The sequence below is a fragment of the Actinomadura rugatobispora genome (assembly GCF_055379765.1).
This window is the reverse complement of sequence record NZ_AP029191.1, coordinates 1,309,032-1,334,355: the sequence shown is the minus strand read 5'-3', so window position 1 is coordinate 1,334,355 and position 25,324 is coordinate 1,309,032. Positions and strand designations below refer to the sequence as shown.

The 25,324-nt window shown below is 73.4% G+C and carries 21 protein-coding genes and 1 pseudogene; 10 read left to right on the top strand and 12 right to left on the bottom strand.

The window, feature by feature from the left end:
- The first annotated feature begins 27 nt into the window (after positions 1-27).
- Complete coding sequence (locus ACZ466_RS05340; protein WP_464042936.1) at positions 28-630, top strand: hypothetical protein; 603 nt, start codon at positions 28-30, stop codon at positions 628-630.
- A 23-nt stretch (positions 631-653) separates the two neighbouring features.
- Here ACZ466_RS05340 and msrB read toward each other — a convergent pair whose 3' ends face one another.
- Positions 654-1,055 (bottom strand): peptide-methionine (R)-S-oxide reductase MsrB, encoded by a 402-nt coding sequence (gene msrB / locus ACZ466_RS05335; protein ID WP_378284460.1) that lies wholly within the window; start codon positions 1,053-1,055, stop codon positions 654-656.
- A gap of 97 nt (positions 1,056-1,152) precedes the next feature.
- On the opposite strand from msrB, the gene ACZ466_RS05330 reads away from it, so the two are divergent.
- Complete coding sequence (locus ACZ466_RS05330; protein WP_378284461.1) at positions 1,153-2,205, top strand: DNA polymerase domain-containing protein; 1,053 nt, start codon at positions 1,153-1,155, stop codon at positions 2,203-2,205.
- Between the two features lie 104 nt (positions 2,206-2,309).
- On the top strand, positions 2,310-4,928 hold the full coding sequence (locus tag ACZ466_RS05325; protein ID WP_378284462.1) for an outer membrane protein assembly factor BamB family protein: 2,619 nt from the start codon (positions 2,310-2,312) through the stop codon (positions 4,926-4,928).
- Between the two features lie 58 nt (positions 4,929-4,986).
- Here the strand turns inward: ACZ466_RS05325 and ACZ466_RS05320 are convergent, their stop codons facing one another.
- Entirely contained in the window at positions 4,987-6,912 is a 1,926-nt protein-coding gene (locus ACZ466_RS05320; RefSeq protein ID WP_378284464.1) for a Xaa-Pro dipeptidyl-peptidase, read from the bottom strand.
- 329 nt (positions 6,913-7,241) lie between these two features.
- Here ACZ466_RS05320 and ACZ466_RS05315 point away from each other — a divergent pair, with 329 nt between their 5' ends.
- Together ACZ466_RS05315 and ACZ466_RS05310 are read left to right on the top strand one after the other, a co-directional pair.
- Complete coding sequence (locus ACZ466_RS05315) at positions 7,242-7,502, top strand: DUF4236 domain-containing protein (RefSeq protein ID WP_378284465.1); 261 nt, start codon at positions 7,242-7,244, stop codon at positions 7,500-7,502.
- Between the two features lie 192 nt (positions 7,503-7,694).
- A complete protein-coding gene (locus tag ACZ466_RS05310; RefSeq protein WP_378284466.1) occupies positions 7,695-8,192 on the top strand; it encodes a GNAT family N-acetyltransferase in 498 nt (165 codons plus the stop codon).
- 13 nt (positions 8,193-8,205) lie between these two features.
- Here ACZ466_RS05310 and ACZ466_RS05305 read toward each other — a convergent pair whose 3' ends face one another.
- The 3 genes and pseudogenes from ACZ466_RS05305 to ACZ466_RS05295 form a co-directional block, all read right to left on the bottom strand.
- Positions 8,206-9,411 (bottom strand): alpha/beta hydrolase family protein, encoded by a 1,206-nt coding sequence (locus tag ACZ466_RS05305; protein ID WP_378284467.1) that lies wholly within the window; start codon positions 9,409-9,411, stop codon positions 8,206-8,208.
- Positions 9,412-9,512: 101 nt separating this feature from the next.
- Positions 9,513-10,184 carry an aldehyde dehydrogenase family protein gene (locus tag ACZ466_RS05300; protein ID WP_464042932.1) on the bottom strand — a complete coding sequence of 224 codons (672 nt, stop codon included), beginning with the start codon at positions 10,182-10,184 and terminating at the stop codon, positions 9,513-9,515.
- A gap of 70 nt (positions 10,185-10,254) precedes the next feature.
- A pseudogene (locus ACZ466_RS05295) lies at positions 10,255-10,956 on the bottom strand (aldehyde dehydrogenase family protein); the annotation flags it as partial.
- 167 nt (positions 10,957-11,123) lie between these two features.
- Between ACZ466_RS05295 and ACZ466_RS05290 the strand changes: the two are divergent.
- The gene (locus ACZ466_RS05290; protein ID WP_378284469.1) at positions 11,124-12,488 is read left to right on the top strand and encodes a sulfatase family protein; all 1,365 of its coding nucleotides are present in this window, start codon (positions 11,124-11,126) and stop codon (positions 12,486-12,488) included.
- Between the two features lie 19 nt (positions 12,489-12,507).
- On the opposite strand, the gene ACZ466_RS05285 is transcribed toward ACZ466_RS05290, so the two are convergent.
- A complete protein-coding gene (locus ACZ466_RS05285; RefSeq protein WP_378284470.1) occupies positions 12,508-14,919 on the bottom strand; it encodes a HelD family protein in 2,412 nt (803 codons plus the stop codon).
- A 291-nt stretch (positions 14,920-15,210) separates the two neighbouring features.
- Here ACZ466_RS05285 and ACZ466_RS05280 point away from each other — a divergent pair, with 291 nt between their 5' ends.
- Positions 15,211-16,896 (top strand): alkaline phosphatase D family protein, encoded by a 1,686-nt coding sequence (locus tag ACZ466_RS05280; RefSeq protein ID WP_378284471.1) that lies wholly within the window; start codon positions 15,211-15,213, stop codon positions 16,894-16,896.
- Positions 16,897-17,086: 190 nt separating this feature from the next.
- On the opposite strand, the gene ACZ466_RS05275 is transcribed toward ACZ466_RS05280, so the two are convergent.
- On the bottom strand, positions 17,087-18,157 hold the full coding sequence (locus ACZ466_RS05275) for an ATP-dependent DNA ligase (RefSeq protein WP_378284472.1): 1,071 nt from the start codon (positions 18,155-18,157) through the stop codon (positions 17,087-17,089).
- A gap of 61 nt (positions 18,158-18,218) precedes the next feature.
- Here ACZ466_RS05275 and ACZ466_RS05270 point away from each other — a divergent pair, with 61 nt between their 5' ends.
- Positions 18,219-18,917 carry a dihydrofolate reductase family protein gene (locus tag ACZ466_RS05270; RefSeq protein WP_378284473.1) on the top strand — a complete coding sequence of 233 codons (699 nt, stop codon included), beginning with the start codon at positions 18,219-18,221 and terminating at the stop codon, positions 18,915-18,917.
- Here the strand turns inward: ACZ466_RS05270 and ACZ466_RS05265 are convergent.
- Positions 18,899-19,651 (bottom strand): dihydrofolate reductase family protein, encoded by a 753-nt coding sequence (locus tag ACZ466_RS05265; RefSeq protein WP_378284474.1) that lies wholly within the window; start codon positions 19,649-19,651, stop codon positions 18,899-18,901. The genes ACZ466_RS05270 and ACZ466_RS05265 overlap by 19 nt on opposite strands.
- A 178-nt stretch (positions 19,652-19,829) precedes the next feature.
- Here ACZ466_RS05265 and ACZ466_RS05260 point away from each other — a divergent pair, with 178 nt between their 5' ends.
- On the top strand, positions 19,830-20,240 hold the full coding sequence (locus ACZ466_RS05260) for a hypothetical protein (RefSeq protein ID WP_378284475.1): 411 nt from the start codon (positions 19,830-19,832) through the stop codon (positions 20,238-20,240).
- A 25-nt stretch (positions 20,241-20,265) separates the two neighbouring features.
- Here ACZ466_RS05260 and glgX read toward each other — a convergent pair whose 3' ends face one another.
- The 4 genes from glgX to ACZ466_RS05240 all read right to left on the bottom strand — a co-directional run bounded on the left by glgX (position 20,266) and on the right by ACZ466_RS05240 (position 24,192).
- Positions 20,266-22,389, bottom strand: a complete 2,124-nt coding sequence (gene glgX / locus ACZ466_RS05255; RefSeq protein ID WP_464042928.1) for a glycogen debranching protein GlgX — start codon at positions 22,387-22,389, stop codon at positions 20,266-20,268.
- A 106-nt stretch (positions 22,390-22,495) separates the two neighbouring features.
- A complete protein-coding gene (locus ACZ466_RS05250; RefSeq protein WP_378288256.1) occupies positions 22,496-22,963 on the bottom strand; it encodes an ATP-binding protein in 468 nt (155 codons plus the stop codon).
- A gap of 115 nt (positions 22,964-23,078) precedes the next feature.
- Positions 23,079-23,600 carry a GNAT family N-acetyltransferase gene (locus tag ACZ466_RS05245; RefSeq protein WP_378288257.1) on the bottom strand — a complete coding sequence of 174 codons (522 nt, stop codon included), beginning with the start codon at positions 23,598-23,600 and terminating at the stop codon, positions 23,079-23,081.
- A gap of 22 nt (positions 23,601-23,622) precedes the next feature.
- Positions 23,623-24,192: a DUF4262 domain-containing protein gene (locus tag ACZ466_RS05240; RefSeq protein WP_378288258.1), complete on the bottom strand. Its 570-nt coding sequence runs from the start codon at positions 24,190-24,192 to the stop codon at positions 23,623-23,625.
- A gap of 160 nt (positions 24,193-24,352) precedes the next feature.
- Here ACZ466_RS05240 and ACZ466_RS05235 point away from each other — a divergent pair, with 160 nt between their 5' ends.
- Entirely contained in the window at positions 24,353-25,324 is a 972-nt protein-coding gene (locus tag ACZ466_RS05235) for a hypothetical protein (RefSeq protein ID WP_378288259.1), read from the top strand.

Below are 25,324 nucleotides of genomic sequence, written 5' to 3'. Positions count from 1 at the left end.
GACCCAAAGCCCAGTAAAGTGCTGGCCGTGACCAACGCCCCACCGAGGCACGGCCGTGGAAAGCACGCCAAGCCGCCGTCCGAGATCAGCGTCCGCTGGAAGCGGCTGATCACGTCGTCGCTCAAGGGCTCGGGCCGGCGCAGGCTGGTCGCGGCCGGCACGGGCACCGCCACCGTCGCGCTGGTCGCGGTGGCCGCCGCGGCGGGGTTCGCGGCCACCGGGGACGGGGAGAAGTCGCCGCAGGCGGCCGTGGCGGCGCAGCGGGCCAAGCCCGCCGCCTCGGGGTCGCCGGAGGCGACCGACCCCGCCCACAACGGCGGCGCCCCCGACGAGACCGCCGACGTCCTGCCCTACCTGCAGACCAAGGACCCGGACAAGAAGGTCTCCAAGTACGTCAAGGACGTCCAGCGCACCGGCGACTTCCTGAGGGTCTACACCGACCTGAAGGAGGGCGACGAGAACTCCAAGCCCGCCGTCTCCCTCTGCGAGTGGACGACCGAGTTCCTGCGCGGGGGCGGCGACGAGGAGCCCCGCGTCTTCATCCACGGCAAGAGCGAGGGCAACGGCAGCATCGTCCTGGCCAACAAGCAGAGCGACAAGGACGACTGCGAGGTCGGCGAGACCCGCTGACCCGCCGACCCTCGCTGCCCCGGCTACTCCAGCGGTTCGAGGGTGAGAGAGATCGAGTTGATGCAGTAGCGCTGGTCGGTCGGGGTGTCGTAGCCCTCGCCCTCGAACACGTGCCCGAGGTGCGAGTCGCAGGTGGCGCACCGCACCTCCGTGCGGACCATGCCGAGCGAGCGGTCCTCGATCAGCACCACCGCGTCGGACTTGGACGGCTCGTAGAACGACGGCCAGCCGCAGTGCGAGTCGAACTTGGTCTCAGAGCGGAACAGCTCGGTGCCGCAGGCCCGGCACCGGTAGACCCCGACGGTCTTGGTGTCGGTGTACTCGCCGGTGAACGGCCGCTCGGTGCCCGCCTCGCGGAGCACCTGGTACTCCTCGGGACTGAGCTGGGCCCGCCACTCGGCGTCGCTCTTCTGGATCTTTCCCATGCCTCGACGGTACCTCGCACGGGTCATGATCCGCCTGTTCGGGGACGCGCCGGGGCCCCCGCCCGATCTTGTCGGACCCGTGGGTTAACGTGCCGTCATGGCCTCGCCGTTCATCGAGATCCCGGTCGGGGATCGCCTCGTCAAGGTGACCAATCCCGACAAGGTGTACTTCCCGCAGCGCGGTTACACCAAGCGACAGCTCGTGGAGTACTTCATCGCCGTCGGCGACGGGATCCTGCGCGCCACCCGCGACCGCCCCACCACGATGGAGCGGTGGCCCGGCGGGGTCTTCGAGGGGGCCAGGCTGGCCACCCGCGACAACCCGCGCGGCGCCGACGCGTTCTACCAGAAGCGCATTCCCAAGGGCGCCCCCGACTGGGTGCCCTCGGCCCGGATCGACTTCCCCAGCGGGCGTTCCGCCGACGAGGTGGCCCCGTCGGAGGTCGCGGTGATCGCCTGGGCGGCCAACCTCGGCACGCTCACCTTCCACCCGTGGCCGGTCCGGTCCGGCGACGTCGACCATCCCGACGAGCTGCGCATCGACCTCGACCCGCAGCCCGGCACCGATTTCGGCGACGCCAAGCGGATCGCGCTGGGCCCGGCCCGCGACCTGCTGGGAGAACTGGGCTACACCGGGTTCGTCAAGACCTCCGGCAAGGGCGGCGTGCACATCTACGTGCGGATCGAGCCGCGCTGGACGTTCACCGAGGTCCGGCGGTCGGCGCTGGCCTTCGGCCGGGAGATCGAGCGCCGCGTCCCCGAGCAGGTCACCACCAAGTGGTGGAAGGAGGAGCGGGGCGAGCAGATCTTCGTCGACTTCAACCAGAACGCCCGCGACCGCACGATCGCCTCGGCCTACAGCGTCCGGCCCGCCCCGCACGCCCCGGTCTCCGCCCCGGTCACCTGGGAGGAGCTGTCCGACGTGGAGCCCGAGGACTTCACGATCGTGACCATGCCCGAGCGCTTCGCCGAGATCGGCGACCTGCACGCCGCCATCGACGACCGGGCCTTCTCGCTGGAGCCGCTGCTGGAGATGGCCGAGCGGGACGAGGCCGACCACGGCCTGGGCGACATGCCGTATCCGCCCAACTACCCGAAGATGCCCGGCGAGCCCAAGCGCGTCCAGCCCAGCAAGAAGCGCGACGACTGATCCGGCCCCAGCCCCGGGCCCCGTCCCCGGAAATGAACCAAACGGTTGATCGGTGAGTCTCACGATCATCAAGGGGTCGCAATCGCCGTTGGGCTGGGGGACAGATGGGGCTACCGGACGTGGGCCGGAACTTCGCGCTGAAGTGGGGAGGCGCGCTGCTCGGGTTGCTGCTGGCGGTCCTGGGTGTGATGGGAGTGCGCGGGGTGGGCCCGTGGAGGAGCCTCGATCCGCTGCCGGACGGCGAGAAGCGGCCGAGGCCGCTGTCGTTCAGCGGCAAGCCGATGTGGGACGAGCGCAAGCTCGGGCTGGAACGCGTCGCCGGCCTCGAGCTGGTCGGTGACACCGCCGTCGTCGCCGGGGACGCTGCGGGCGGCGGCTCCCGGCTGGCGGCGGTCGACGTCCGCACCGGAGCGCCGCGCTGGACGGCGGGCAGCGACCAGCCCCTCAGGGGCGGCGACGGCGCGGTCCCCGACCGCGGTTTCGGCTACCTGGCCGAGAAGCTGCGGGGCGTCACGGGCCGGCCGGTCGTGTACGGCGATGCGAACGACTGGACGGTCCTCGTCCAGTACGTCAGAGGCGACCAGAACCGTGAGACCGAGCTGGGGGCGGTCGCGCTCTCCGGCAAGGACGGCTCGGTCCGCTGGAGGCACGCGCTGGTCCGTCCCGCCTCCGGCGAGAAGGGCCGCGACGACCGCGACCGGCGGATCAGGCTCCTGGCCGCGGACCCGCGGATCGTCCTGGTGAGCGTGGAATCGAAGGACGCCACCGACCTGGAGACCGTCGCGCTCGACCCGTCGACCGGCCGCGAGCTGTGGCGGAGCGACGCCGGCTGGGCCCACCGCATCACCGGCGACGTCGTGCTCGGGGAGACGCGGGGCGCCGATGCGCCGCCGTCGTCGTCGTACGTGTGGGGGGAGAAGCGCAGGGACACCGACGTCTTCGCCCTGGACCTGAGGACCGGCCGGCAACTGTGGGATCTGCACGGCGCGTCCGAGAACTCCCACCTGTTGGCGGCCGCGGGCGGGACGGCCGTCCTCCAGGTGACCGAGAGGCCGCCGGGGTGGCAGTACGACCGGACGCGGACGGTGCTGCTCGATGCCGCCACAGGGCGCCCTGCCCAAGGCTCTCCGAAGGCGGAGGGCTCGGCTTCGCCGATCAGGGACCTCTCCGGCTGCGCCGACGACGGGCGGACGCTGATCGCCTGCTCGGCCCTGTACGGCAAGATCGTGACGATCCGCCCCGGTGCCGGCCGGGCGCCCGTCCTCACCGAGAAGCGGCCGTTCGGCGAGGACACCATGGCCCACGTGGACCTCGTCCGGCAGGACCGGATCTTCGTCCGGGGCTCGGGGATCGGGGGCCGGCCCGAACGGCACGCCGTCGTCGACCGGGCCGCCAACAGGCTCGGGGCCGCGCCGCCCGGCACGGTCGCCGCGGTGTCGCCGACGGCCGTCGCGTTCCGCGTCCAGCGCCCCGGTAGGTCGGCCACGTCCACCTCGTCCGGGATCGTCGTGCACGCGGCGGCCGTCGGCGCGAAGCCCGCCGAACCCGCCGCGCCCGGCAGGCCGACGCTCCAGCCGCCGCGGATCGACGCGGCGCCCCTGTGGACGGCCTGGGCCGGCCCGGCGTCCCCGCAGCCGGGTGACAGGGACACCGGGCTGAGCTCCCTGATCAGCCTCGACCTCGCCGGGGACGCGCTGGTGTACCGAGGCAGGGAGCGCGAGGGGGACGACCGGCGGCTCGTCGTCGCCGACGCCGCGACGGGCAAGGTGCGCTGGTCGGTCCGTGAGGGCGCGTCGCTCGGCGGCGGCGCCAAGGCGAGGCTCACCGGCGCCCTCCATCTGGTGAACTCGGGCGGGGAACGGCTGGCGCTCGTCCACTACGAGGCAGGCGGCGAGGAGGGGATCGCCGCGCTGGCCCTCAAGGACGGCCGCGTCCGGTGGAAGCAGCCCGTGGCCGCCGGGGGCCGCTGGACACTCCTGGGCGGGGCCGACGACCGGACGTTCGCGGTGGCCGTGTCAGGCGGCGATCGTCCCGGCGAGACGGTCGCCTACGCGACGGGTTCGCGGCGCGAACTGTGGCGCGAGCGCGGCGTGGAGCCGGTGAGCGTGGCCGGTGACCTGGTGATCGCCGCCAAGGAGAACAGGAAAGGCGACGCCCTCGACCTCATCGCCTACGGGGCGTCCGACGGGAAGCGGCGGTGGAACCTCGCCGGCCGCTACCCGGAACCGGAACTCCTGCACGACGGCGGCGGCCGGACGGTCGTGGTGAAGACGGCGGAGGGCGGCGCCGTCCTCGACCGGGCCACCGGCCGCGAGCTGGCCCGGACCAACACCCCGCTCGCCCGCTGCGACGGCGACACCGACGAGCTGATCGTCTGCCAGGCGGGGGCGGACCGCCCGGTAAGCCAGGCGGCCGACCGCGCCGTGACCATCCGGACCACCGGCGGCGCCACCAGGATCCTGGAACTGCTGGAGACGGGGACGCTCGCCCGCTACGGGGCGATCGGGCAGTGGTTCTTCGCCGTCCAGCCCGGCGGATCGGGCTCCGGCCAGGATGACCGGCACCTCGTCCTGGACGGCGAGGGCCGGCAGGTCGCGGCCGGCCTCCCGGGCAGGCCGGCCGCGATCGGCGACGGCTTCGCCGTCCTCATGCAGATCGGTGAGCGGTCCGGCGCCATCCTTGGCGAGACGGCGCGTTTCAGCGTGCATCGCGTGCGGGGCTGAGCCCGCCGAGGGACGAGCCGCCGGCCGTGGCGGGCCGGCGGCTCGTTTCGCGGACGGGTCAGAACAGGTTGCGCGGCTGGCGCGGCAGCACCACGTTGGACGGGCCTCGCCAGGCGTCCCGGGCCCGCGGGGCCACCAGCGACGACACGTCCGCGTCACCGGCGGGCACGACCGGGACGCCGACCGAGCTGCCCGCCAGGTCCACGGTCACCCGCGCGCCGGTGGGCGTCTCGGTGGTGTAGTCGGCGTCGGTGCCGGCCACGATCAGGGCCAGCCGGTGGCCCTTCTTGACCACGTAGTCCTGGCTGAGCGTCTGCCAGCGCACCCCGTGGAACCGGCCGGGGGTGAGCGGGGACGGGTCGCTGAGCGAGGAGCGGTTCTGGGCGTCCAGCCAGCCGCGGCCCACCACGTTCACCGGGGACGTGATCGTCTTGGTGCGGGTCTGCTTGTAGCAGGCGTCGTCGGCCGCGGTGCTCTCGCCGTGGCAGCTCTCGGTGGTCAGGGTCTCGATGCCCTCGCCCCTGCCGAGGTAGTCGATGCGGGTGTCCTCGCCGTAGTCGACCAGCAGCGCGGTGAGGTTGGCGGTGGGCTTGTCCAGCTTGACCTTGAGCTGCGCGGCCGGGGTGCCGGAGATGCGCGCGTCGGCGGGGACGGGCCCCGACACGTAGGCCAGGCGGTACGGCTTGGCGGCCGTGGGGTCGCTGACCAGGTCGCCCTCCGGGTAGCCCGCGCCCGCGGGGCCGGCGGAGTCGGTGTAGGACGCGGTCGTGCCCTTGGCGGCGGGTTCGGTGCCGAGCGAGCCGTCCTGTCCGGGACGCAGCGTCAGCGTGCGGGCGCCGGGGGCAGGCCAGTCGGCCTGCGTGATCCAGCGGTCCGGGCCGACCTCGACGTCCGCGCGCGGCTGCCGCAGCACGTCGTTGCGCACCTTGTGCAGCTCGTGGTCGAACCACTGGTGCAGTGTGGCGATCCACTTCTCGCGGCGGGTGTCGAACGGGTCGACGTGGCCGCGCTGGGAGATCCACACCTTGCGGGTCACGCCGCGCTCGGCCAGGCCCTTCCACCACAGGGAGAAGTGGTTGGTCTTGACGTTGAGGTCGTTGGCGCCGTGGAAGGCGAAGACGCTGGCGCGCACGTTCCCGACGTTCCCGACCGTGCCGCGCCGGTAGTTCGACTCGGCCCAGTACCGGTTGTAGTTCCCGGTGGCGTCGTCCTCGCCCTGGTCGAGTTCGGCGCGGACGGCGGCGCACTTGGCGGGCGGGTCGGTGTCGACGTAGTCGGCCAGCCAGGGTTGCTCGTCGGTCCAGTACTTCACGCCGTTCATCCGGCTGTAGTCGTACCAGCTGCTGATCGCCGAGATCGGGACGATGGTCTCCAGCCCCTTGACCCCGGTGGCGGCGACCCCGTTGGCCAGGGTGCCGTCGTACGACTTGCCGATCATGCCGGTGCGGCCGGTGCTCCAGGACGCCTTCACCGTGCCGCCGTCGGGCCGGTAGGCCGTGGCGCGGCCGTTGAGCCAGTCGACCACGGCCTTGGCGCCCAGCACGTCGGGCGCGCCGCCGCTGGTGGGGCAGCCGTCGGACCGGGTGGTGCCGATCATGTCGACGGCCAGGAACGCGTACCCGCGGGGCACGAAGTAGTTGTCGTAGAACAGCGGGAACTTCGCCGGGTTCCCGGCCGCGTCGTAGACCTTGCGCTCGGCCTCGTTGCCGCGCCCGGAGTTGTCGTAGTACGGGCTGGCGTCCATGATCACCGGGACCTTGAGCCCGCGGCCGGACTCCTTGGGCCGCACGATGTCGACGCGGACCCGGTCCTTGCGGCCGTCGCGGTCGCTGTCGACGGGCGACTCGACGTACACGTGCTCGCGGATCGCGTCCTGGTAGGAGAAGACCGGCTGGGTGACGCCGTCCTTCACCACGATCTTCGGCGCGGCGGCGCCGGCGTGCGCGACGCCGCCCGAGCCGATCACGGCCGCGACGGTCAGCACGGCGGCCGCGCCGGCCCCGAGCGCGCGACGTCGCGCGGCCGGGGCCTGTGGGGTTCGACGCAGGGGTCTCCTGGGCAACCCGCACCTCCGGGGGGAATTGAAAATGATCTCTACGGGGGCACAGGCTCCTCGTCCCGGAGCGCGCGGTAAAGGTCGCGGACTCACTAACTTTGGCCGCTTTTGAGCGCATATTGCCCTTGCGGCCCTCGGCCGCGCTCCGGCTTGTCCGAAACCCCGATTAAGGGCCGCATTCGGCGGATCGGGGGCGTGCGCCCCGGACGCCCGGGAAGGGATCGCCGCGACCACCGCCCAGGCGAAGGGAGGAGACGGTGGGCTGGCACTACCGGAAGTCGATCAAGATCGGGCCGTTCAGGCTCAACCTGTCGCGATCGGGGGTCGGGCACAGCGTCGGCGCCCGCGGCGCCCGCTACACCAGGGGAGCCGACGGCCGCAAGGCGGTGACCCTGCGCGTCCCCGGGACGGGATTGTCCTGGCGCCGCACGGTCGGCACGCGGGACTCGCGGCGGCCCGGACGCGCGCGGCCGTCCCGGCGGTCGCGGCGGCCGTCCTGGCGCGAGATCCTCCGCTAGACGGGACCAGCGGCGGGCCGCCGGCACGACAGGGCTGCGGCACCGGCGGCCCGCCGCATCCTCAGCGCCCGGCGGAGCGGTTGACGGCGGACAGGACCGCACGTACCGCCGGTGACCTGCGCCGGACCCTCGCCCATCGGGAAGCGATCTGACCGTTTTTGCCGTTGGTTGCCCGTTTCGTACAGTGGGGCGGTGGAGATCGTCCCCATGCTGCCCGAGCACGCCGCCGAGGTGCTCGCCATCTTCCAGGACGGGATCGACGGCGGGAACGCCACGTTCGAGACCGCCGCCCCGACCTGGGAGAAGTTCGCGTCAGGCAAGCTGCCCGAGCACCGCTTCGTCGCCCGCGACGCCGAGCGGGTGCTGGGCTGGGCGGCGCTCTCCCCGACCTCCGACCGCCCGGTCTTCGCCGGCGTCGCGGAGGTGTCGATCTACATCCACCCCGCCGCGCGGGGCCGCGGCGCCGGGCGGGCGCTGCTCGGGGCCGTGATCGACTCCAGCGAGCGCGGCGGCCTGTGGACGCTCCAGGCGGGCATCTTCCCCGAGAACACCGCCAGCCTGCGCCTGCACGAGGCCCTCGGCTTCCGCATGGTCGGGATCCGCGAGCGCATGGGCCGGCACGATGTCGGCGGCCGCTCGGAATGGCGCGACGTCGCCCTCCTGGAACGCCGCAGCCCGTCGATCGGATGATCGGACGCGGCGGTCAGGGCGTCACGGTCATCTCCGGGAAGCGGTCCGACGGGCCGTCCAGTAGATGGTCATCGATTCCGCGGAGCCAGAGGTCGAAGAAGGACACGGCATAGGCCCGCGTCGCCGCCAGCGCCCGCTCCGGCGGGATCGTCCCGACGACCTCCGCGAGGCCGCCCCCGGGCTCGACGCCCCGCCGCGCCAGCTCCGGCAGCAGCGCCTCGGCGTCGTTGAACGAGGCGTGCCGCGAGCCGCGCAGCGTCCCGTTGAACTTCCACCCCCGGGTGTTCCGCCAGAACGCCGCCCACGAGGGCGAGCGGCGGTAGTCCCCGGTCGTCTCCGACCCCAGGAGGAGCACCGGCCGGTCCACCCCGTCCCGCGCCACGCTGCTCAGCCCGCCCTCGCCGAAGTCCATCACGCCGTCCATGTTCACCGCGGCCCGGATGCGCCGGTCGTCGTGCATCGCCTGCGCGGCGGTGAACCCGCCGGCCGAGTGCCCCGCCATCCCGACCCGCCGCAGGTCGAGCACCCGACCGAGCCCCCGCAGCCGGTCGAGCACGAACCGGGTGTCGGCCACCCGCACCGCCATCAGCTTCCTCAGCAGGGCGGCGGCCTCGCCGGGATCGGACGGCGGCTCCCGCTCCAGCAGCAGGCTCGTCGCCAGCCGCCCGCCCGGGAACTCCACCTCGGAGGACTCGTAGGTGTGGTCGATCGCGACGACGGCGTACCCGCGGGAGGCCAGTTCCTCCGCCAGCGTCGTCCCGAGCGTCCGCGGGTCCGCCAGTCCCGGCGAGTACAGCACCACCGGCGGCCTTCCGGCGCTCCGGTCGGCCGGTGCCCCGAGGAAGGCGCTGGTCCGCGTCCGGCCCCACGCGACGCTCCCGGGCGGCATCCCGAGATTCGCCGTCCCCGCCCCGGCCGGGCCGCCGAAATGCGCTCCCGCGGCGGCGGTCATGTGCGTGACCGGCTCCCCGCCGTCCCCGCCCGGATACCACAGGCCGACCATCAGCTCCCGGGCCCGCCCCCGGACCCAGGGGTCCTCCCGCCCGTGATCCACGAGGTGGAGGACGCGCGTCCCCACCCGATGGCCCCCGGTGGGCCGGGGGAGCCGCAGGTCCGTGGACGCGCCCCGGGCGGAGACCCCCGTCGCCGTTCCTCCGACGAGCGCCAGCGAGCACGCACCGGCGAGGAGCCCTCGCCGGGAAACCTGAGCAGCGGTCATGCGAAGCCCCCCTTGAGCGGTACGCACCAACAATGCGTCCTGCCCCGGGTAACCCGCGACCCACCCAGGTACTGCCTGCGGCCCCCCTACCGGGGGACTCCTCAGAACTCGAAGATTCCCGCCTTCTCCCGGGTGTAGGCGAGGAGGGAGTCGTGGCCGTAGCCGCTGTCCTTGGTGCCCTCCAGGGGGAACAGGACCTTGCGGAAGGTGTTGACCCAGACCGTTCCGGTCTCCAGGTTGCGGAACATGCGCTGGGCGGTGCCGAGGTCGCGGGTCCAGACCCCGGCGGCCAGGCCGTAGGACGAGTCGTTGGCGATGGCGACGGCCTCCTCCTCGGTGTCGAAGGGGAGGACGACCGCGACCGGGCCGAAGATCTCCTCCTGGCAGACGCGGAGGGAGTTGTCCTCGGTGGCGAAGAGGGTGGGCTCGACCCAGTAGCCGCCCGCGAACCCCGGGTCGTCGACCACCTCGGGGCCGAAGCGGCCGCCGAAGACCAGCTCGGCCCCCTCCTTCGCGCCGATCTCCAGGTAGGAGGTGACCCGCTCGTACTGCTCCCTGGAGACGATCGGGCCCATCGTGGTCGCGGGGGAGAGCGGGTCGCCGAGCCTGATCCCGGCGGCGATCGTCCGCATCCGCTCGATCATCTCGGCGTAGACGGGCCGCTGGACGAGGACGCGGGAGCCGCCGTAGCAGATCTGGCCGGCGTTGGCGGTGAAGATGGCCTGGGTGGTGACGCCGGGGGCGGCCTTGTCCAGGTCCGCGTCGGCGAACACGATGTTGGGGGGACTTGCCGCCCAGTTCGAGGGCGAGCGGCTTGAGCGCCTCCGCCGACGCCCGCGTGATGATCCGGGCGGTCTGCACCGAGCCGGTGAGGCTGATCTTGTTGACGCCGCGGTGCCGGACCAGCGGGTCGCCGGCCTCCTCGCCCAGGCCGGACACGATGTTGAGGACGCCGGGCGGCAGCACCTCGCGCAGCAGCTCCCCGACGCGCAGGCTGGAGGCGGTGGCCTGCTCGGCGGGCTTGATGATGACGGTGTTGCCCGCGGCCAGCGCGAAGGCGGCCTTGGCGGAGAGGGTGGAGATCGGCGAGTTCCACGGGATGATGCCGAGCGTGACGCCGTAGGGCTCGCGCCGGGTCACGCCCTGGCTGGACGGCCCGAAGTCGACGCTCCTGCCCTCGGTGGCGGCCGCGCATTCGGCGGCGGCGTTGTTCCAGAGGTAGGTCATGCCGGGCAGGTCGCGCTTGGCGGTCTCGCTGATGATCCGCCCGTTGTCGCGGGTCTCCAGCTCGGCCAGCTCGCGGGCGTGCTCGGCGAAGACCCCGGCGACCTTGCGCAGGTGGTGGGCGCGGGCGGCGGCCGGCAGGGAGGACCAGGCGGGGAACGCGGCGCGCGCGGCGGCGACCGCGGCCTCGGCGTCCTCGGCCCCGCTCCGGGGGACCGCCGCCCAGACCTCGCCGGTGGCCGGGTCGACCGAGTCCAGCGTGCGGCCGTCCGCGGCGGGCCTGAGCTCGCCGCCGATCAGGTTGGAGTACTCCCGTGTCATCGCCGTCCCTTCCCGGATGGTGTGGAAGCAAGCGTACGCTTGGTTGCCCGCACGTGGAAAGCGGGGCATTGCGCGGCCGGGCCGATATTCCCTACTATCTCGGTTGGTTTTACTTCTCAGGTAGGGAAAGCGGGTTTCTGGTGGCCGGAATCGGTAGGAGAAGCGCCGTGGCGGGGGCCGCGGCGGTCGCCGCGGGGGCGGCACTGGGCGCGGGGACGAGCGCCGAGGCGGGCGAGCGGGCGGAGGCCGGCTTCCGCGCCGACCCGTCCCGCGCGCGGTCGCGGCGCCCGAACGTGCTGGTCATCCTGGGCGACGACCTCGGCTGGGCGGACCTCGGATGCTACGGCTCACCGCACATCCGCACGCCCCACCTGGACCGGCTCGCCGCCGGAGGAGTGCGGTTCACCGACGCCTACTCGGCGGCGGCCGTGTGCTCGCCCACCCGGTTCGGCCTCTACACCGGCCGCTACCCGGGACGCCTCAAGGGCGGCCTGGAGGAGCCGATCGGCCGGCCGGACGAGCTGCACGGCATCCCGCCCGCCCACCCGACGCTGGCCTCGCTGCTCAAGTCCGCCGGGTACGAGACCGCGATGTTCGGCAAGTGGCACTGCGGCTTCCTGCCCTGGTACAGCCCCCTCAAGTCGGGCTGGGACACCTTCTTCGGCAACCTGTCCGGCGCCGTCGACTACTACTCCAAGATCAGCTCCACCGGCGTCGACCTCTACGAGGGCGAGGTGCCCACCGAGTCGCTCGGCTACTACACCGAGACGATCGCCGAGCGCGCCGCCGGGTTCGTCCGCCGCGAGCACGGTGCCCCGTGGCTGCTCAACCTCAACTTCACCGCGCCGCACTGGCCCTGGGAGGGCCCCGGCGACCGCAAGGTCAGCGAGGAGATCACCGCGCGGGTGAAGGCGGGCGACCAGCGGGCGCTCTGGCACGACGACGGCGGTTCCCTCGCCACCTACCGCAGGATGGTCGAGGCCCTGGACGCGGCCGTCGGCGAGGTGCTGAACGCCCTGCGCGAGACCGGGCAGGAACGCGACACCCTCGTCCTGTTCTCCAGCGACAACGGCGGGGAGCGCTGGTCGTACCAGTGGCCGCTCAGCGGCGCCAAGGCGAGCCTGAACGAGGGCGGCATCCGGGTGCCCAACATCCTGCGCTGGCCCGCCCGCATCCGCCCCCGCCAGGTGAGCGACGTGCCGGTGATCACGCAGGACTGGACGGCCACCATCCTGGAGGCCGCCGGGGTCGAGCCCGCCGCGAGCCACCCGCTCGACGGCCGCAGCCTCGCGCCGTACCTCCTCCAGGGCGCCAAGGCCCCCGAGCACGACCTGTTCTGGCGCACCAGGTCCTCGCGCGCGCTGCGCCGCGGCCGCTGGAAGTACCTGCGCGCCACCACCGCCGACGCCCTGTACGACCTCGACTCCGACCCCCGGGAGCAGGCGAACCTGGCCCGCCGCCACCCCGAGGTCCTCAGGTCCCTCGCCACCCGCTGGGAGGAGATCAACAAGGACCTCCTCCCGTACGGGTGAGGCGGGCGGCGCCGGCCGATCAGCCCGCCAGGGACGCCAGGACGGCGGGGAGGTCGTCGTCGTGGACGACGGTCATGCGGCGGGTGGCCCGGGTGATGGCGACGTAGAGGTCCTGGCCGCCGCGCGGTGACTCGGCGGTGATGCCCGCCGGATCGACCACGACCACCGAGTCGAACTCCAGGCCCTTGGCCTCCTCGCAGGTCAGCACCACGACCGGGGCGTCCAGGGCCTCGGGGGTGGCGCCGGCCGGGGCGCCGGGCAGCGCGGCGCAGACGGCGGGGTGCCGGCCGGCGGAGGAGATCACCGCCAGCCGGCCCTCGCCGGCGCCGCCGCCGACCTCGGCCAGCTCCGCCCGGACCAGCGCGGGCAGCCGGCGCGGCAGCTCGGGGGCGGCGATCCGGGCGGCGAACGGCGGCGGGCCGTCGTCGCGCACCGGCTCCGGCGGGACCTGCTCGGGCGCGACCGCGGCCAGCACCTCCGCCGCCACCCGCATGATCGCGGCCGGGGTGCGGTAGTTGACCATCAGCCGCTGCTCCCGCCAGCGGCCCGGCACGTACCGGTCCAGCATCTGGCCCCAGGAGCGGGCCCCGGCCGGGCTGCCGGTCTGCGCGATGTCCCCGACGACGGTCAGCGAGCGGGTCGGGACGCGGCGCATGATCGTGCGCCAGGCCATCTCCGACAGCTCCTGCGCCTCGTCCACGATCACGTGCCCGTACGCCCAGTGCCGGTCGGAGCGGGCCCGCTCGGCGGTGGTGAGGTACGGGCCGTCGTCGCGGTTGCGGTCGGCGAGCAGGGCGGCGTCCAACAGCGGGTCGTCCGCCCCGGTCAGCTCGATCACCCCGCGGGCGTAGCGCTCCTCCTCGGCGCGCTCGGCGGCGGCCCGGCGCTCCCGGACGCGGTCGGCGGTGTCGTCCTGGCCCAGCCACTCGGCGGCCTCGTCGAGCAGCGGCACGTCGGAGGTGGTCCAGGGCGAGCCCGCGGGGCGGTGCAGCAGCCGGTGCTCGACGGGGGACAGGCCGGCCCCGGCCCGCTCGATGGCCGCGGGGTCGGAGAACAGGTCGGCGAGCAGGCGCTGCGGGGTCAGCTCGGGCCACAGCGCGTCGAGCGCGCGGCGGACGACCGGGTCCTGCCAGAGCGCCTCCTTGGACAGGCGCAGGTCCGTCTCGTCCAGGAGCGGGGTCTCCTCGGCCTCGTCCATCAGCTCCTGGAGCCAGTCCGGCACACTGCCCGAGGCCATCAGCTCTTCGAGGGGCTCGTCGGCGAGCCGGTCGTACTGCTCGGCGCGGTCGAGCGCCAGCGCGTCCAGCAGCTCGTGGATGTAGCGGCGGCGCTGGATGTTGTGCGGCACGCGCAGCGCGCGGGCGCGGTCGCGGGCCTGGACGCAGGCGTCGTGGGCCACCCGCAGCGTCATGTCGTCGGCCTCGACCTCCAGGTCGCCCTCCGGCGCGCGCTGCCGGTCCCGTACCGCGGCCTCCACCAGGTCCGTCATCCGCAGGCCGCCCTTGAGGACGGCGACGGCGGGCGGCTCGGCGGCGGTGGCGCGCACCCCCGGGTACAGCTCGCCGACGGTCGCGAGGGCGACGTCGGTCTCGCCGAGTCCGGGCAGCACCTGCTCGATGTAGCGCAGGAACGTCGCGTTCGGGCCGACCACCAGGACGCCGCGGCGCTCCAGCACGTCCCGGTGGGTGTAGAGGAGGTAGGCGGCGCGGTGCAGGGCCGCGACGGTCTTGCCGGTGCCCGGGCCGCCCTGCACGACCAGGACGCCCTGCAGCCCCGACCGGATGACCTGGTCCTGCTCCTCCTGGATGGTGGCGACCACGTCGCTCATCCGGCCGGTGCGGCCGCGGCGCAGCGTGGCCAGCAGCGCGGCCTCGCCGACGATGCTGCGGCGGTCCTCCTCGGCGAGCCCGTCGAGGTCGAACACCTCGTCGTCGAGCCCGGCCACCGTGCGCTCGCGCAGGTGGAGGTGGCGGCGGCGGGCGAGCGTGCCGGGCGAGCCCGGGGTGGCGGTGTAGAACGGGCGGGCCGCCGCGGCGCGCCAGTCGATCAGCAGCGGCTCGCGGTCCTCGTCGCGCAGCCCGATCCGGCCGATGTAGAAGGTGTCGCCCGGGGCGCCGTCGCCGTCCGGACGGTGGTCGATGCGGCCGAAGCACAGGGCGCGTTCGACGGCGGAGAAGCGGGCCAGCCTGCGGGACGCCTCGGTGGTGGTGACCTCCCGCTCCACCCTGGCCTGGAAGCCGGAGCCGCCGCCGGGGCCGGGGCCGGTGCGCAGCTCCACCGCGGCCTTCTCGCGCTCGGCGTCCAGGCGGGCGTACACGCGATCGACGTACTTCTGCTCGGTGCGCGTCGCGGCCTCGCGCGCGTCGTCAGCGCCGTCGGTGTCGGGCGCGGAAACTTCTTCCGTGACGGGCTTGACTTGACGGGCTCGCATGCGTCCAGTACACTCCTATACATAGGGTGGAGGTTTTGTACGCCTAATTTGCAAGCGGAAGCCTAGCATCCTTTCCCCGTCCCCGGACCGCGCACGCGCGCCGCCGGGGTTTTTTTCTTGCCCGTTTCCTGCTGAACGCCCCGCTGTGTCGGGCATGCCGGTCACCCACTGTGATGTGGGTAAAGGAACGGTTCTGTTGGAGGAAGCGCCATCTGTACGGAACGCTCTGGCCATCGGGCCGGGTGAGGCTTTCCGGCGATCACGACCGACCCCCCGAAAGGTCACCTCGCCATGGCCGACGTTCCGTACCCGCCCAACCGGAGATCGTTCCTCGTCACGACGGGCCTGGTGGCCGGCTCCGCCGTCGTCGCCGGGACCGCGGAGCCCGCCCTGGCCGCCGCCCGCCGCGCGCCTGGAACGCTCCCCGCCGACCCGTTCACCCTCGGCGTCGCCTCGGGCGACCCCGCCCCCGACGGCTTCGTCATCTGGACCCGGCTGGCGCTGCGCCCGCTGGCCGAGGACGGCCTCGGCGGCATGCCCGACCAGGCCTTCCAGGTGCGCTGGGAGGTCGCCTCCGACGACCGCTTCCGGAAGATCGAGCGCCGCGGCACCGCCAACGCCCGCCCCGAGTCCGCGCACAGCGTGCACGTCGAGCTGAAGGGCCTGCGGCACGGCCGCGACTACTGGTACCGCTTCCGCGTCGGCGACCACGTCTCGCCGGTCGGCCGCGCCCTCACCGCCCCCCGCGACGACTCCTTCGGCCCCGAGCTCGCGATGGCGTTCGTGTCCTGCTCCCAGTTCGAGCACGGCCTGTTCACCGCCTACCGGCGGCTGGCCGAGGAGCACCCCGACCTGATCCTGCACCTCGGCGACTACCAGTACGAGTACAAGAAGGGCTCCTACACCATCCCCGGCGGCAACGTCCGCGACCACGAGGGGCCCGAGACCGTCACGCTGGCCGGCTACCGGCAGCGGCACGCCCAGTACAAGAGCGACCTCGACCTCCAGGCCGCCCACGCGGCCGCGCCCTGGCTGGTCATCTGGGACGACCACGAGACCGAGAACAACTGGGCCGCCGAGATCCCCGAGGCGAACTCCGACACGCCCGACCCCGCCGACTTCCGCGAGCGCCGCGCCGCCGCGTTCCAGGCGTACTACGAGAACATGCCGCTGCGCCGCAGCTCGGTCCCGCACGGCCCGGAGATGCAGCTCTACCGCCGGATCCGCTGGGGCCGCCTGGCCAACTTCCACATGCTCGACACCCGCCAGTACCGCGACGACCAGGGCTGCGGCGACGGCTACAAGGACTGCCCCGCCGCCGTCGACCCCCAGCGCTCCATCACCGGCGACGCCCAGGAGAAGTGGCTGATCGACGGCTTCCGCCGCTCCACCGCCCGCTGGGACGTCATCGGCCAGCAGGTCTTCTTCGCCCAGCGCGACAACAACGCCGGGCCGCTCAAGGTCACCAGCATGGACTCCTGGGACGGCTACGTCGCCTCCCGCGACCGCATCACCAAGGGCTGGACGGACGCCGGGGTCCGCAACCCCGTCGTGCTCACCGGCGACGTGCACGCCCACTGGGCCAGCGACATCAAGGCGGACTTCGACGACCCCGGCTCCAGGACCATCGGGGCCGAGCTGGTGTGCAGCTCCATCACCACCGGCGGCGACGGCACCGACTCGAACCCGGCCGCGCACCCCTTCCTCCAGATCAACCCGCATCTGCGCTTCTACAACAACCAGCGCGGCTACGTGATCAGCCGGATCGGCAAGGAGGAGATGCGGTCGGACTTCAAGACGCTGCCGACCGTCCGCACCGCCGACGCCCAGGCCTCCACCAAGGCCACCTTCGTCGTCGAGGACCGGGTGCCGGGCGTCAAGCAGACCTACCTGCGGCCGCTGGCCTCCACCAAGTCGGCCAGGTCCGCCGACGACCTGATCCGCGAGACCGTCGAGAACGAGACCCGCCGCCCGTAGGACCCGTGGAGGCCCGCCCCTCGAGAAGCGTGTCCGCTCCGGGGGACGGGCCTCAAGCGTTGCGAGCGCGTCCGGAGGCCTGCGAGGTCAAAGCCGGAGGCGAGACCTCGCAGATCGCGAAGCGATGCAGCGCTCGCCGCGAGCGCGACAAGCGAGGAGCGCTAGCGACGAGTGCGGCTCGCGCACGCAATCAACGAGAGAAAATATTGTCGAGGTCGTAGGCGATGGGCACTTCGAGCTGCTCGTAGTTGCAGGATTCGGGGGTGCGGTCGGGGCGCCAGCGGCGGAAGCGGGCGGTGTGGCGGATCCGGTCGCCCTCCATGCCCTCGTAGGCCACCTCGGCCACCAGTTCGGGCCGCAGCGCCACCCAGGACAGGTCCTTCTTGCCGGTCCAGCGGGAGACCGCGCCCGGCATCCGGTCGCCGGTGGCCTCCGCGTCGGCCTGCCGCGCCCAGCCCTCCCACGGATGGCCGGTGTAGTCGTCCATCCGGTACGGCTTGAGCTCCTCGACCAGCTCGGCCCGCCGCTTCATGGTGAACGAGGCCGCCACCCCGACGTGCTGCAGGTGGCCCTCGGCGTTGTGGAGGCCGAGGAGCAGCGAGCCCACGATCGGGCCGGACTTGTGCCAGCGGAAGCCCGCGACCACGCAGTCCGCGGTGCGCTCGTGCTTGACCTTGAACAGCACCCGCTTGTCGGGCTCGTAGCCGATGCCGAGCGGCTTGGCGATGACGCCGTCGAGCCCGGCGCCCTCGAACTCGTCGAACCAGCGCAGCGCCAGCTCGTAGGAGTCGGAGGCGGGCGTCACGTGGATCGGCGCCTTCGCCTCGCGCAGCGTCTCGACCAGGCGCCGGCGCCGCTCGCCCAGCGGCACCTCCAGCAGCGACTCGTCGCCGAGGGCCAGCAGGTCGAAGGCGACGAACGAGGCGGGGATCTGCTCGGAGAGCAGCTTGATCCGGGACGCGGCCGGGTGGATGCGCCACTGGAGCCGCTCGAAGTCGAGCCGCGAGCCCTGGCGCAGCACGATCTCGCCGTCCACCACGCACCGCTCGGGCAGCTCCCGCTTCACCGCCTCGACCAGCTCGGGGAAGTAGCGGGTCAGCGGGCGCTCGCCGCGGCTGGACAGCTCCACCTCGTCGCCGTCGCGGAAGACGATGCAGCGGAAGCCGTCCCACTTCGGCTCGTACAGCAGGTCGCCCTGGGGCATGGTCTTGACCGCTTTGGCCAGCATCGGCGACAGCGGCGGGCTGATCGGCAGGTCCATCCCCCCATCATGGTCCCCACCACTGACAACGCGCCCCATCGGGGGCCGTTAACCTGCGGCTATGCGCCGCCTGCTGCCCGGTCCCGCCGCCGATGTCGACCCCTACGAGGCCTATGCCGACGCGCCCGCGCTGCGGCTGGGGATGGTGATGAGCGCGGACGGGTCGGTGACCGACGCCGAGGGCTGGACCGACGGGCTGGGCGGGGCCGCCGACTTCCGGGTCTTCCGCACGCTGCGGGCGCTGGCGGACGCGATCCTGGTCGGCGCGGGCACCGTCCGCACCGGGCGGCTGGGGCCCGCCCGGCTCCGCGCCGACCTGCGGGCGCGGCGCGGCGGGCCGCCCGCGCCGATCGCCGTGGTGAGCCGGTCGCTGGACCTGGACTGGTCGCTGCCGCTGTTCACCGAGGCCGAGACCCCGACGGTCGTGGTCACCTCGCGGGCGGCGCGGGAGCGGGCGGGCGTCCCGTCCCGGATTCCGGTGATCACGGCGGGGGAGGAGGAGATCGACCTGGCCGCCGCCGTCGGCGCCCTGCGGGAGGAGCGTCCGCGGCTGCTGTGCGAGGGCGGCCCCGCCTTGGCCGCCGCGCTGATCGGGGCCGGTCTGGTGGACGAGCTGTGCCTCAACATCGCCCCCGCCCTCCTCGGCGGCGCGCGGCACACGCGGCTGCTCACCGGGCTTCCGGCCGAGGTCCCGCTGGACCCGGCCGCGATCTACCTGGACGAGGGCGTGCTGTTCCTGCGCTACCGCCTCCGCACGTAGCGGAGGAAGAGGAAGCCCTCCTCCTCGGGGAGGTCTTCCGCGGCCTGGAGGGCGTGGGCGAGGCGCAGTTCCTCCGGCTTGGGCAGCGGCGCCCCGTCCAGGACGCGCGGCGCCGGGCCCGCCCCGAGCACGGGGCTCAGCGTCAGGCACAGTTCGTCGAGCGCGCCCGCCGCGGTGACCTGCGCCAGCACCGCCGGCCCGCCCTCGCACAGCAGCCGGGGACGGCCGGCCGCGGCGAGCCGGGCGAACGCGGCGGGGAAGTCGACCCGGTCCCGGCCCGCCGTGATCACCTCGGCGCGGTCGCGGGCGGCCCGCAGCCGGTCCGGGTCGGCGTCCTCGGCGGTCAGCACGACCGTCGGGGCGTCCGGGGCGGCCTCGGTGAAGGCGGGGGCGCCGAAGTCGAGGTCCAGCGACCGGGAGACGATCACCAGGGCCGGGGTGGTGGAGCGGCCGGCGCGCAGCGATCCCCAGGCGGGGGCGGGGCGGGGCGGGCCGTACCCCTCGGCGCGCACCGTCCCGGCGCCCACGACGATCGCGTCGGCGAGCCCGCGCAGGACCGAGAACAGGTGCCGGTCGGCCGCGCCGCCCAGTCCGCCGCTGCGCCCCTCCAGCGTCGCGGCCCCGTCCACGCTGGCGATCATGTTCGCGCGCACCCACAGGCCGGGGGACGGGTACGCGTACGCCTCCGCCGGGTCGACCGGGCTCTCGTCGGGGGACAGGCGCCGCATCAGCATGGCGTCAAGGTACCGCGCGCCGCGCTGAGGGCCGGGTGCGGGACCGGCGGTCCGTGCACGCGGCGGACACATTCCATAACGTTCTGTGCTGCGATACTCACGTTTCCGTCATGTCGCCGGGTCACCGGCGGGACACTACCTGCCACCAGAGGGAGAACCGCACCGGAAGGAGCGGGAGGTGGAGTACGCAGCACTGGGCACATGGATCATCGCCGCGGGCGGCGGGACGTACCTGATGGCCGGGTGGCTGGCGCAGGGCGGCCTGATGGAGCAGGCGACGAAGGTGACGCGGTACCCGGTCCTGGTCGTCGTGGGGCATCCGCTGGCCGCGCTCGTCGGCCTGGCGGCCTGGGTGGCCTACCTGGCGACGGGACGGGCGGGGTACGCGTGGGTAGCGTTCACGGCGCTGCTGGTGGTGATCCTCCAGGGGTTCCTGCTGTTCACGCGCTGGCTGGTGGGACGGGGCGGGCGGCACGCCAGGGGCGCCGAGCAGCCGTTCCCGGCGGTGGCCGTCACCGTGCACGGCGTGGTCGCGATCGCCACGTTCGTGCTGGTGTTCCTGACCGCGATCGAGGCGAGCCACGGCTGACACCCGCCGCCGCGCGGCCCGGCCGTCAGGCCAGGCGGCGCAGCACGGTCAGCGAGCGGCTGACCACCGTCACCTGGTCGCGGGCCTTGACCCGCGGGCGCTCCCCGACGGCCCGCGGGTCGGCGGTGTCGAGGGTGTACTCCCAGCGCTCGCCGTACTCGGGGCCGGGCAGGACGAACCCCACCGGCTCGGAGTGGGCGTTGAACAGCAGCAGGAACGAGTCGTCCTCGATCCTGCGGCCCCGCGGGTCGGGCTCGCTGATCGCGTCGCCGTTGAGGAAGACGCCCAGCGACTTGGCGAAGCCCGCGTGCCAGTCGTGGTCGGTCATCGGGTCGCCGCCCGGGGTCAGCCAGGCGATGTCGGCGGGCTCGGCGCCGGGCTCGCCGCCGGTGAAGAACCGCCGGCGGCGGAAGATCGGGTGGTCGCGCCGCAGCCGGGACAGGATCCGGACGAACTCCAGGTCGCCGGCCGTCGCGGCGCCGGAGTCCCAGGGCACCCAGGCCAGCTCGTCGTCCTGGCAGTAGGCGTTGTTGTTGCCGTGCTGCGTGCGGCCGAACTCGTCGCCGTGCGAGAGCATCGGCACGCCCTGCGACAGGAACAGCGTCGCCAGGAAGTTGCGGCGCTGCCGCGCCCGCAGCGTGAGGATGCCGGTGTCGTCGGTCGGGCCCTCGGTGCCGCAGTTCCAGGAGCGGTTGTCGTCGGTGCCGTCCCGGTTGTTCTCGCCGTTGGCCTCGTTGTGCTTGGTGTCGTAGGAGACCAGGTCGTGCATCGTGAAGCCGTCGTGGCAGGTCACGAAGTTGATGGACGCGAACGGGCGGCGCGAGCTGTTCTCGTACAGGTCGCTGGACCCGGTCAGCCGGGACGCGAACTCCGGCAGCGTCGCGGGCTTCCCCCGCCAGTAGTCGCGGACGGTGTCGCGGTACTTGCCGTTCCACTCGGTCCACAGCGGCGGGAAGTTGCCGACCTGGTAGCCGCCCTCGCCCACGTCCCACGGCTCGGCGATCAGCTTGACCTGCGACACCACCGGGTCCTGCTGGACCAGGTCGAAGAACGCCGCCAGCCGGTCGACGTCGTGCAGCTCCCGGGCCAGCGCCGAGGCCAGGTCGAACCGGAACCCGTCGACGTGCATCTCCAGCACCCAGTACCGCAGCGAGTCCATGATCAGCTGGAGCGCGTGCGGGCTGCGCACGTTCAGCGAGTTCCCGCAGCCGGTGTAGTCGAGGTGGTAGCGCTTGTCGTCGTCGCGCAGCCGGTAGTAGGCGGCGTTGTCGATGCCCCGGAACGACAGCGTCGGCCCCAGGTGGTCGCCCTCGGCGGTGTGGTTGTAGACCACGTCGAGGATCACCTCGATGCCCGCCGCGTGCAGCGCCCGCACCATCGCCTTGAACTCCAGCACCTGCTCGCCCAGCTGCCCGGAGGAGCTGTAGGCGTTGTGCGGCGCCAGGTAGCCCAGCGTGTTGTAGCCCCAGTAGTTGGTCAGGCCGCGCGCCACGAGCGCGTGCTCGGGGACGGACTGGTGGACCGGCATCAGCTCCACCGCCGTCACCCCGAGATCGGTGAGGTGGTCGATCATCACCGGGTGGGCCAGCGCCGCGTAGGTGCCGCGCCGCTCCGCCGGGATCGCCGGGTGCAGCCTGGTCAGCCCCTTCACGTGCGCCTCGTAGATCAGGCTCTCGTGGTAGGGCACCCGCGGCGGCCGGTCGTCGCCCCAGTCGAAGAACGGGTTGATCACCACGTTCTTCGGCATGTAGGGGGCGCTGTCGTCGGTGTTGAGGGCGTCGGGGTCGGCGAAGCGGTAGGAGAACAGCGACTCATGCCAGCTGAGCAGCTCGCCCCGCGTAACGCCCTCCACCGCCTTGGTGTACGGGTCGATCAGCAGCTTGGACGGGTTGCAGCGGTGGCCCTCGCGCGGCTCGTACGGGCCGTGCACCCGGTAGCCGTAGCGCTGGCCGGGGCCGACGCCGGGCAGGTAGCCGTGCCAGACGAACCCGTCGACCTCGGGCAGGTCGTGGCGCGTCTCCCGGCCCCCCGCGTCGAACAGGCACAGCTGCACGTGCTCCGCGGCCTCGGAGAACAGCGCGAAGTTGGTCCCGGTGCCGTCCCATGTGGCGCCCAGGGGGTAGGCCTCGCCGGGCCACACCTCCTGCATCTCCCCACCTTTCGGGTCCGGCGTGGCACGAGTTGCCACCGTCCCGGCCTTCGATTTTCCCCTACCCGCCGGACCACCGGGACCGGCACGCGGGGAACGGGGCGGTTCACCGCGCCGGGCCGCGGCCGCCGAGGGCGAACTCCGCCCACACCACGGTGTGGCGCCCCCGCCGCTCCGCGCCCCAGGCCAGGCTCAGCGCCTCGACCACGTGCAGGCCGCGCCCGCTCTCACCATTGTCGTCGGGGGCGCGCAGCCGCGGTGAACCGGCTCCCCCCTGGTCGGCCATCTCCAGCCGGAGGAGGTTCTCACCGGTGAGAAAGGTGATCGTGACCTGGCCGGCGCCGCCGTCCCCCGGGAGGCGCCCCGAACGGGAGTGCCGCACGGCGTTGGTGAAGAGTTCGCTGGCCACGACGGTGAGCTCGTACAGTCCGGGGAAGCCCGGGCCGAGCAGCGCCCGCGCGTACCGGCGCACCAGCGCGACGGCGGGCTCGACGCCCGGCAGCACGACGGCGCCCAGCACCGCGAGGGGGTCTTCCCGCGGGGAGCGCTGAACGTCCGGGGCTCGGGAGGCCATGGGCCGACTCCTCTCCGTGAGCGGAAGGCCGAAAGGGACCGGCTCACCTGGAGGTACGGCCGGCCGGGCGGGTAGCGCCGCCTCCAGAGCGGGAAATTTCCCCCTTTTCGGGGGCTCAGGAGTCCCGCTCGTCGCTCCAGACCTCCTCGTCCCCGGCGAACTCACCCGTGGGGCGCAGGCCCGCGCGGCGGGCGACGGCGGCGGAGGCGAGGTTGGCGGGGTGCACGTTGGCGGCCACGTGCCGCACGCCGTGCGCGGTGAGCCAGTCCACGAGCGCGCGGGCGGCCTCGGACGCGAACCCGAACCCCTGGTAGGGCATGCCGACCACCCACGCCACCGAGGCCCGCGGCCCGTCCCGGCCGGGGGTCACCGTGGCCTGGACGGTGCCGACGGCGCGGCCGTCCCGGCGCCGCCGCACGATCCAGTTGAGCCACTGCTCCTGGTGGAACGGCGAGGGGCCGGCGGCCAGGTGCTCGTACCGGGCCCGCAGTTCCTCCAGGGTGAGCGGGGCGCCGCCCATGTAGCGGTGCAGCCGGGCGTCGCCGAGCACGTCCGCCATCTCCTCGGCGTGGTGGACGGCCAGCGGTTCGAGCCGCAGCCGCGGCGTTTCGACGGTCTCGGTGATCGGCCGGTGCACCCGCCGACCCTATGCCCAGGCCCTAGGCCCCGGTGGCGGGGGCGGACAGCCGGTGCGTCCAGGCGCCCTCGGGGTGTTGGCGCGGGTCGAGCCACAGCCAGGGCTGGGCGCGGCGGAAGGGCAGTTCGGTGCCGGGCTGCCACGGGTACAGGCCGTTCTGGTCGGGCCACACCACCTGGAGGAAGGGCAGCGGCGGGCGGCGGTAGAAGGCGACGGCGCCGCCGAAGGCGCCCTCGTACCAGCGGGTGTCGACGGAGCGGAAGGCGGCCGGGCGGCCCCGGACGACGTCGTCGCGCTGCTCGCCGTCGGCGGGCGCGCTGTCCTCGGCGACCGCGCGGCCGAGGGAGTTGAGGATCTCCTCCATCTCGTACACGTCGCCGCCGAACATGGCCAGTTCCGGGGAGCGGTGGCTGTGCCAGAGCCCGATGGTGTACGCCCAGCCCGGCGCCGAGTCGCCGGCGGGGACCAGGACGACGCTCCAGCCGTACTGGGTGATGTGCACGATCGTGCGGAGTTGGAAGTTGTCCAGGCGGTCGCGATCGCCGTAGTCGTGGCAGATGATGCATGCGCAGGCGGGGCGGCCGTCGGACATGGTTGTCAGCTTAAGGCCAGTGATCGCCTTCGCCGACCGGATGTAACGTGCATATGCACGTGCATCGCCGGTTTCGGGTGATTCCGCCCCTCGACTTTGGTCCATGGGCCGTGGCCGGAAGGCGGTCGTCCACCCGGACCGGTGCGGTTAGCGTCGGGGCATGCCGCTGACGATCAAGGGGATCTCCTACACCGTCGAGGAGCTGCCGCCCGAGGTCGTGCGCCGCGATCTGGCCGCCGTCCGCGACGCGCTGCACTGCACGACGGTGATGCTCATCGGCACCGACACCGCGCGGCAGATCGAGGCCGCCCGGCAGGCCCTGGAACTGGGGCTCGCGGTCTACATCAGGCCCTACCTCCCCGACCGGCCCCACCGGGAACTGCTGGACCACCTCGCCGCCACGGCGGCCGCGGCCGAGGAACTGCGCGCCCGGTTCCCGGACCGGGTCACGCTCCTGGTGGGCAGCGAGTTCTCCCTCACCGCGCCGGGGATGCTCCCCGGGCCGCGCGTCTTCGTCCGCCTGCAGGTGCTGGTCCGGCCGCGGCTGCGGCGCCTGTTCGACCGCCGCGTCACCCGCGGGCTCAACGCGCTGCTCGCCGACGCCCTCGCCACCGCGCGGCGCTCCTTCCGCGGTCCCGTCACCTACGCCGCCGGCTTCTGGGAGGACGTGGACTGGTCGGGCTTCGACATCGTCGGGATCAACCTCTACCGCCTGGGCACCGACCACGCCGGCTACGAGGAGAGGCTGCGCGCCCTGCGGCGGGACGACGGCAAGCCGGTGGTGGTCACCGAGTTCGGCTGCGGCGCGTTCACCGGCGCCGACCTGATGGGGCCGGGGTCGTTCCGGATCGTCCGCTGGTTCGCCGACCCGCCCCGCGTCCGGGACGGCCACGTGCGCGACGAGCGCACGCAGGCCGCCTACCTCTCCGACCTCATCGGCCTGTACGGCGAGCACGGCGTGGACGGCTGCTTCGTGTTCACCTTCGCCATGCGCGACTTCCCCCACCGCGCCGACCCGGGCCGCGACCTCGACATGGCCGGGTTCGGCGTGGTGAAGGTGTCCGCCGACGACCCCGGGCGGTGGGAGCCGAAGGAGGCCTTCCACGAGGTGGCCCGCCGCTTCGGGGCATGA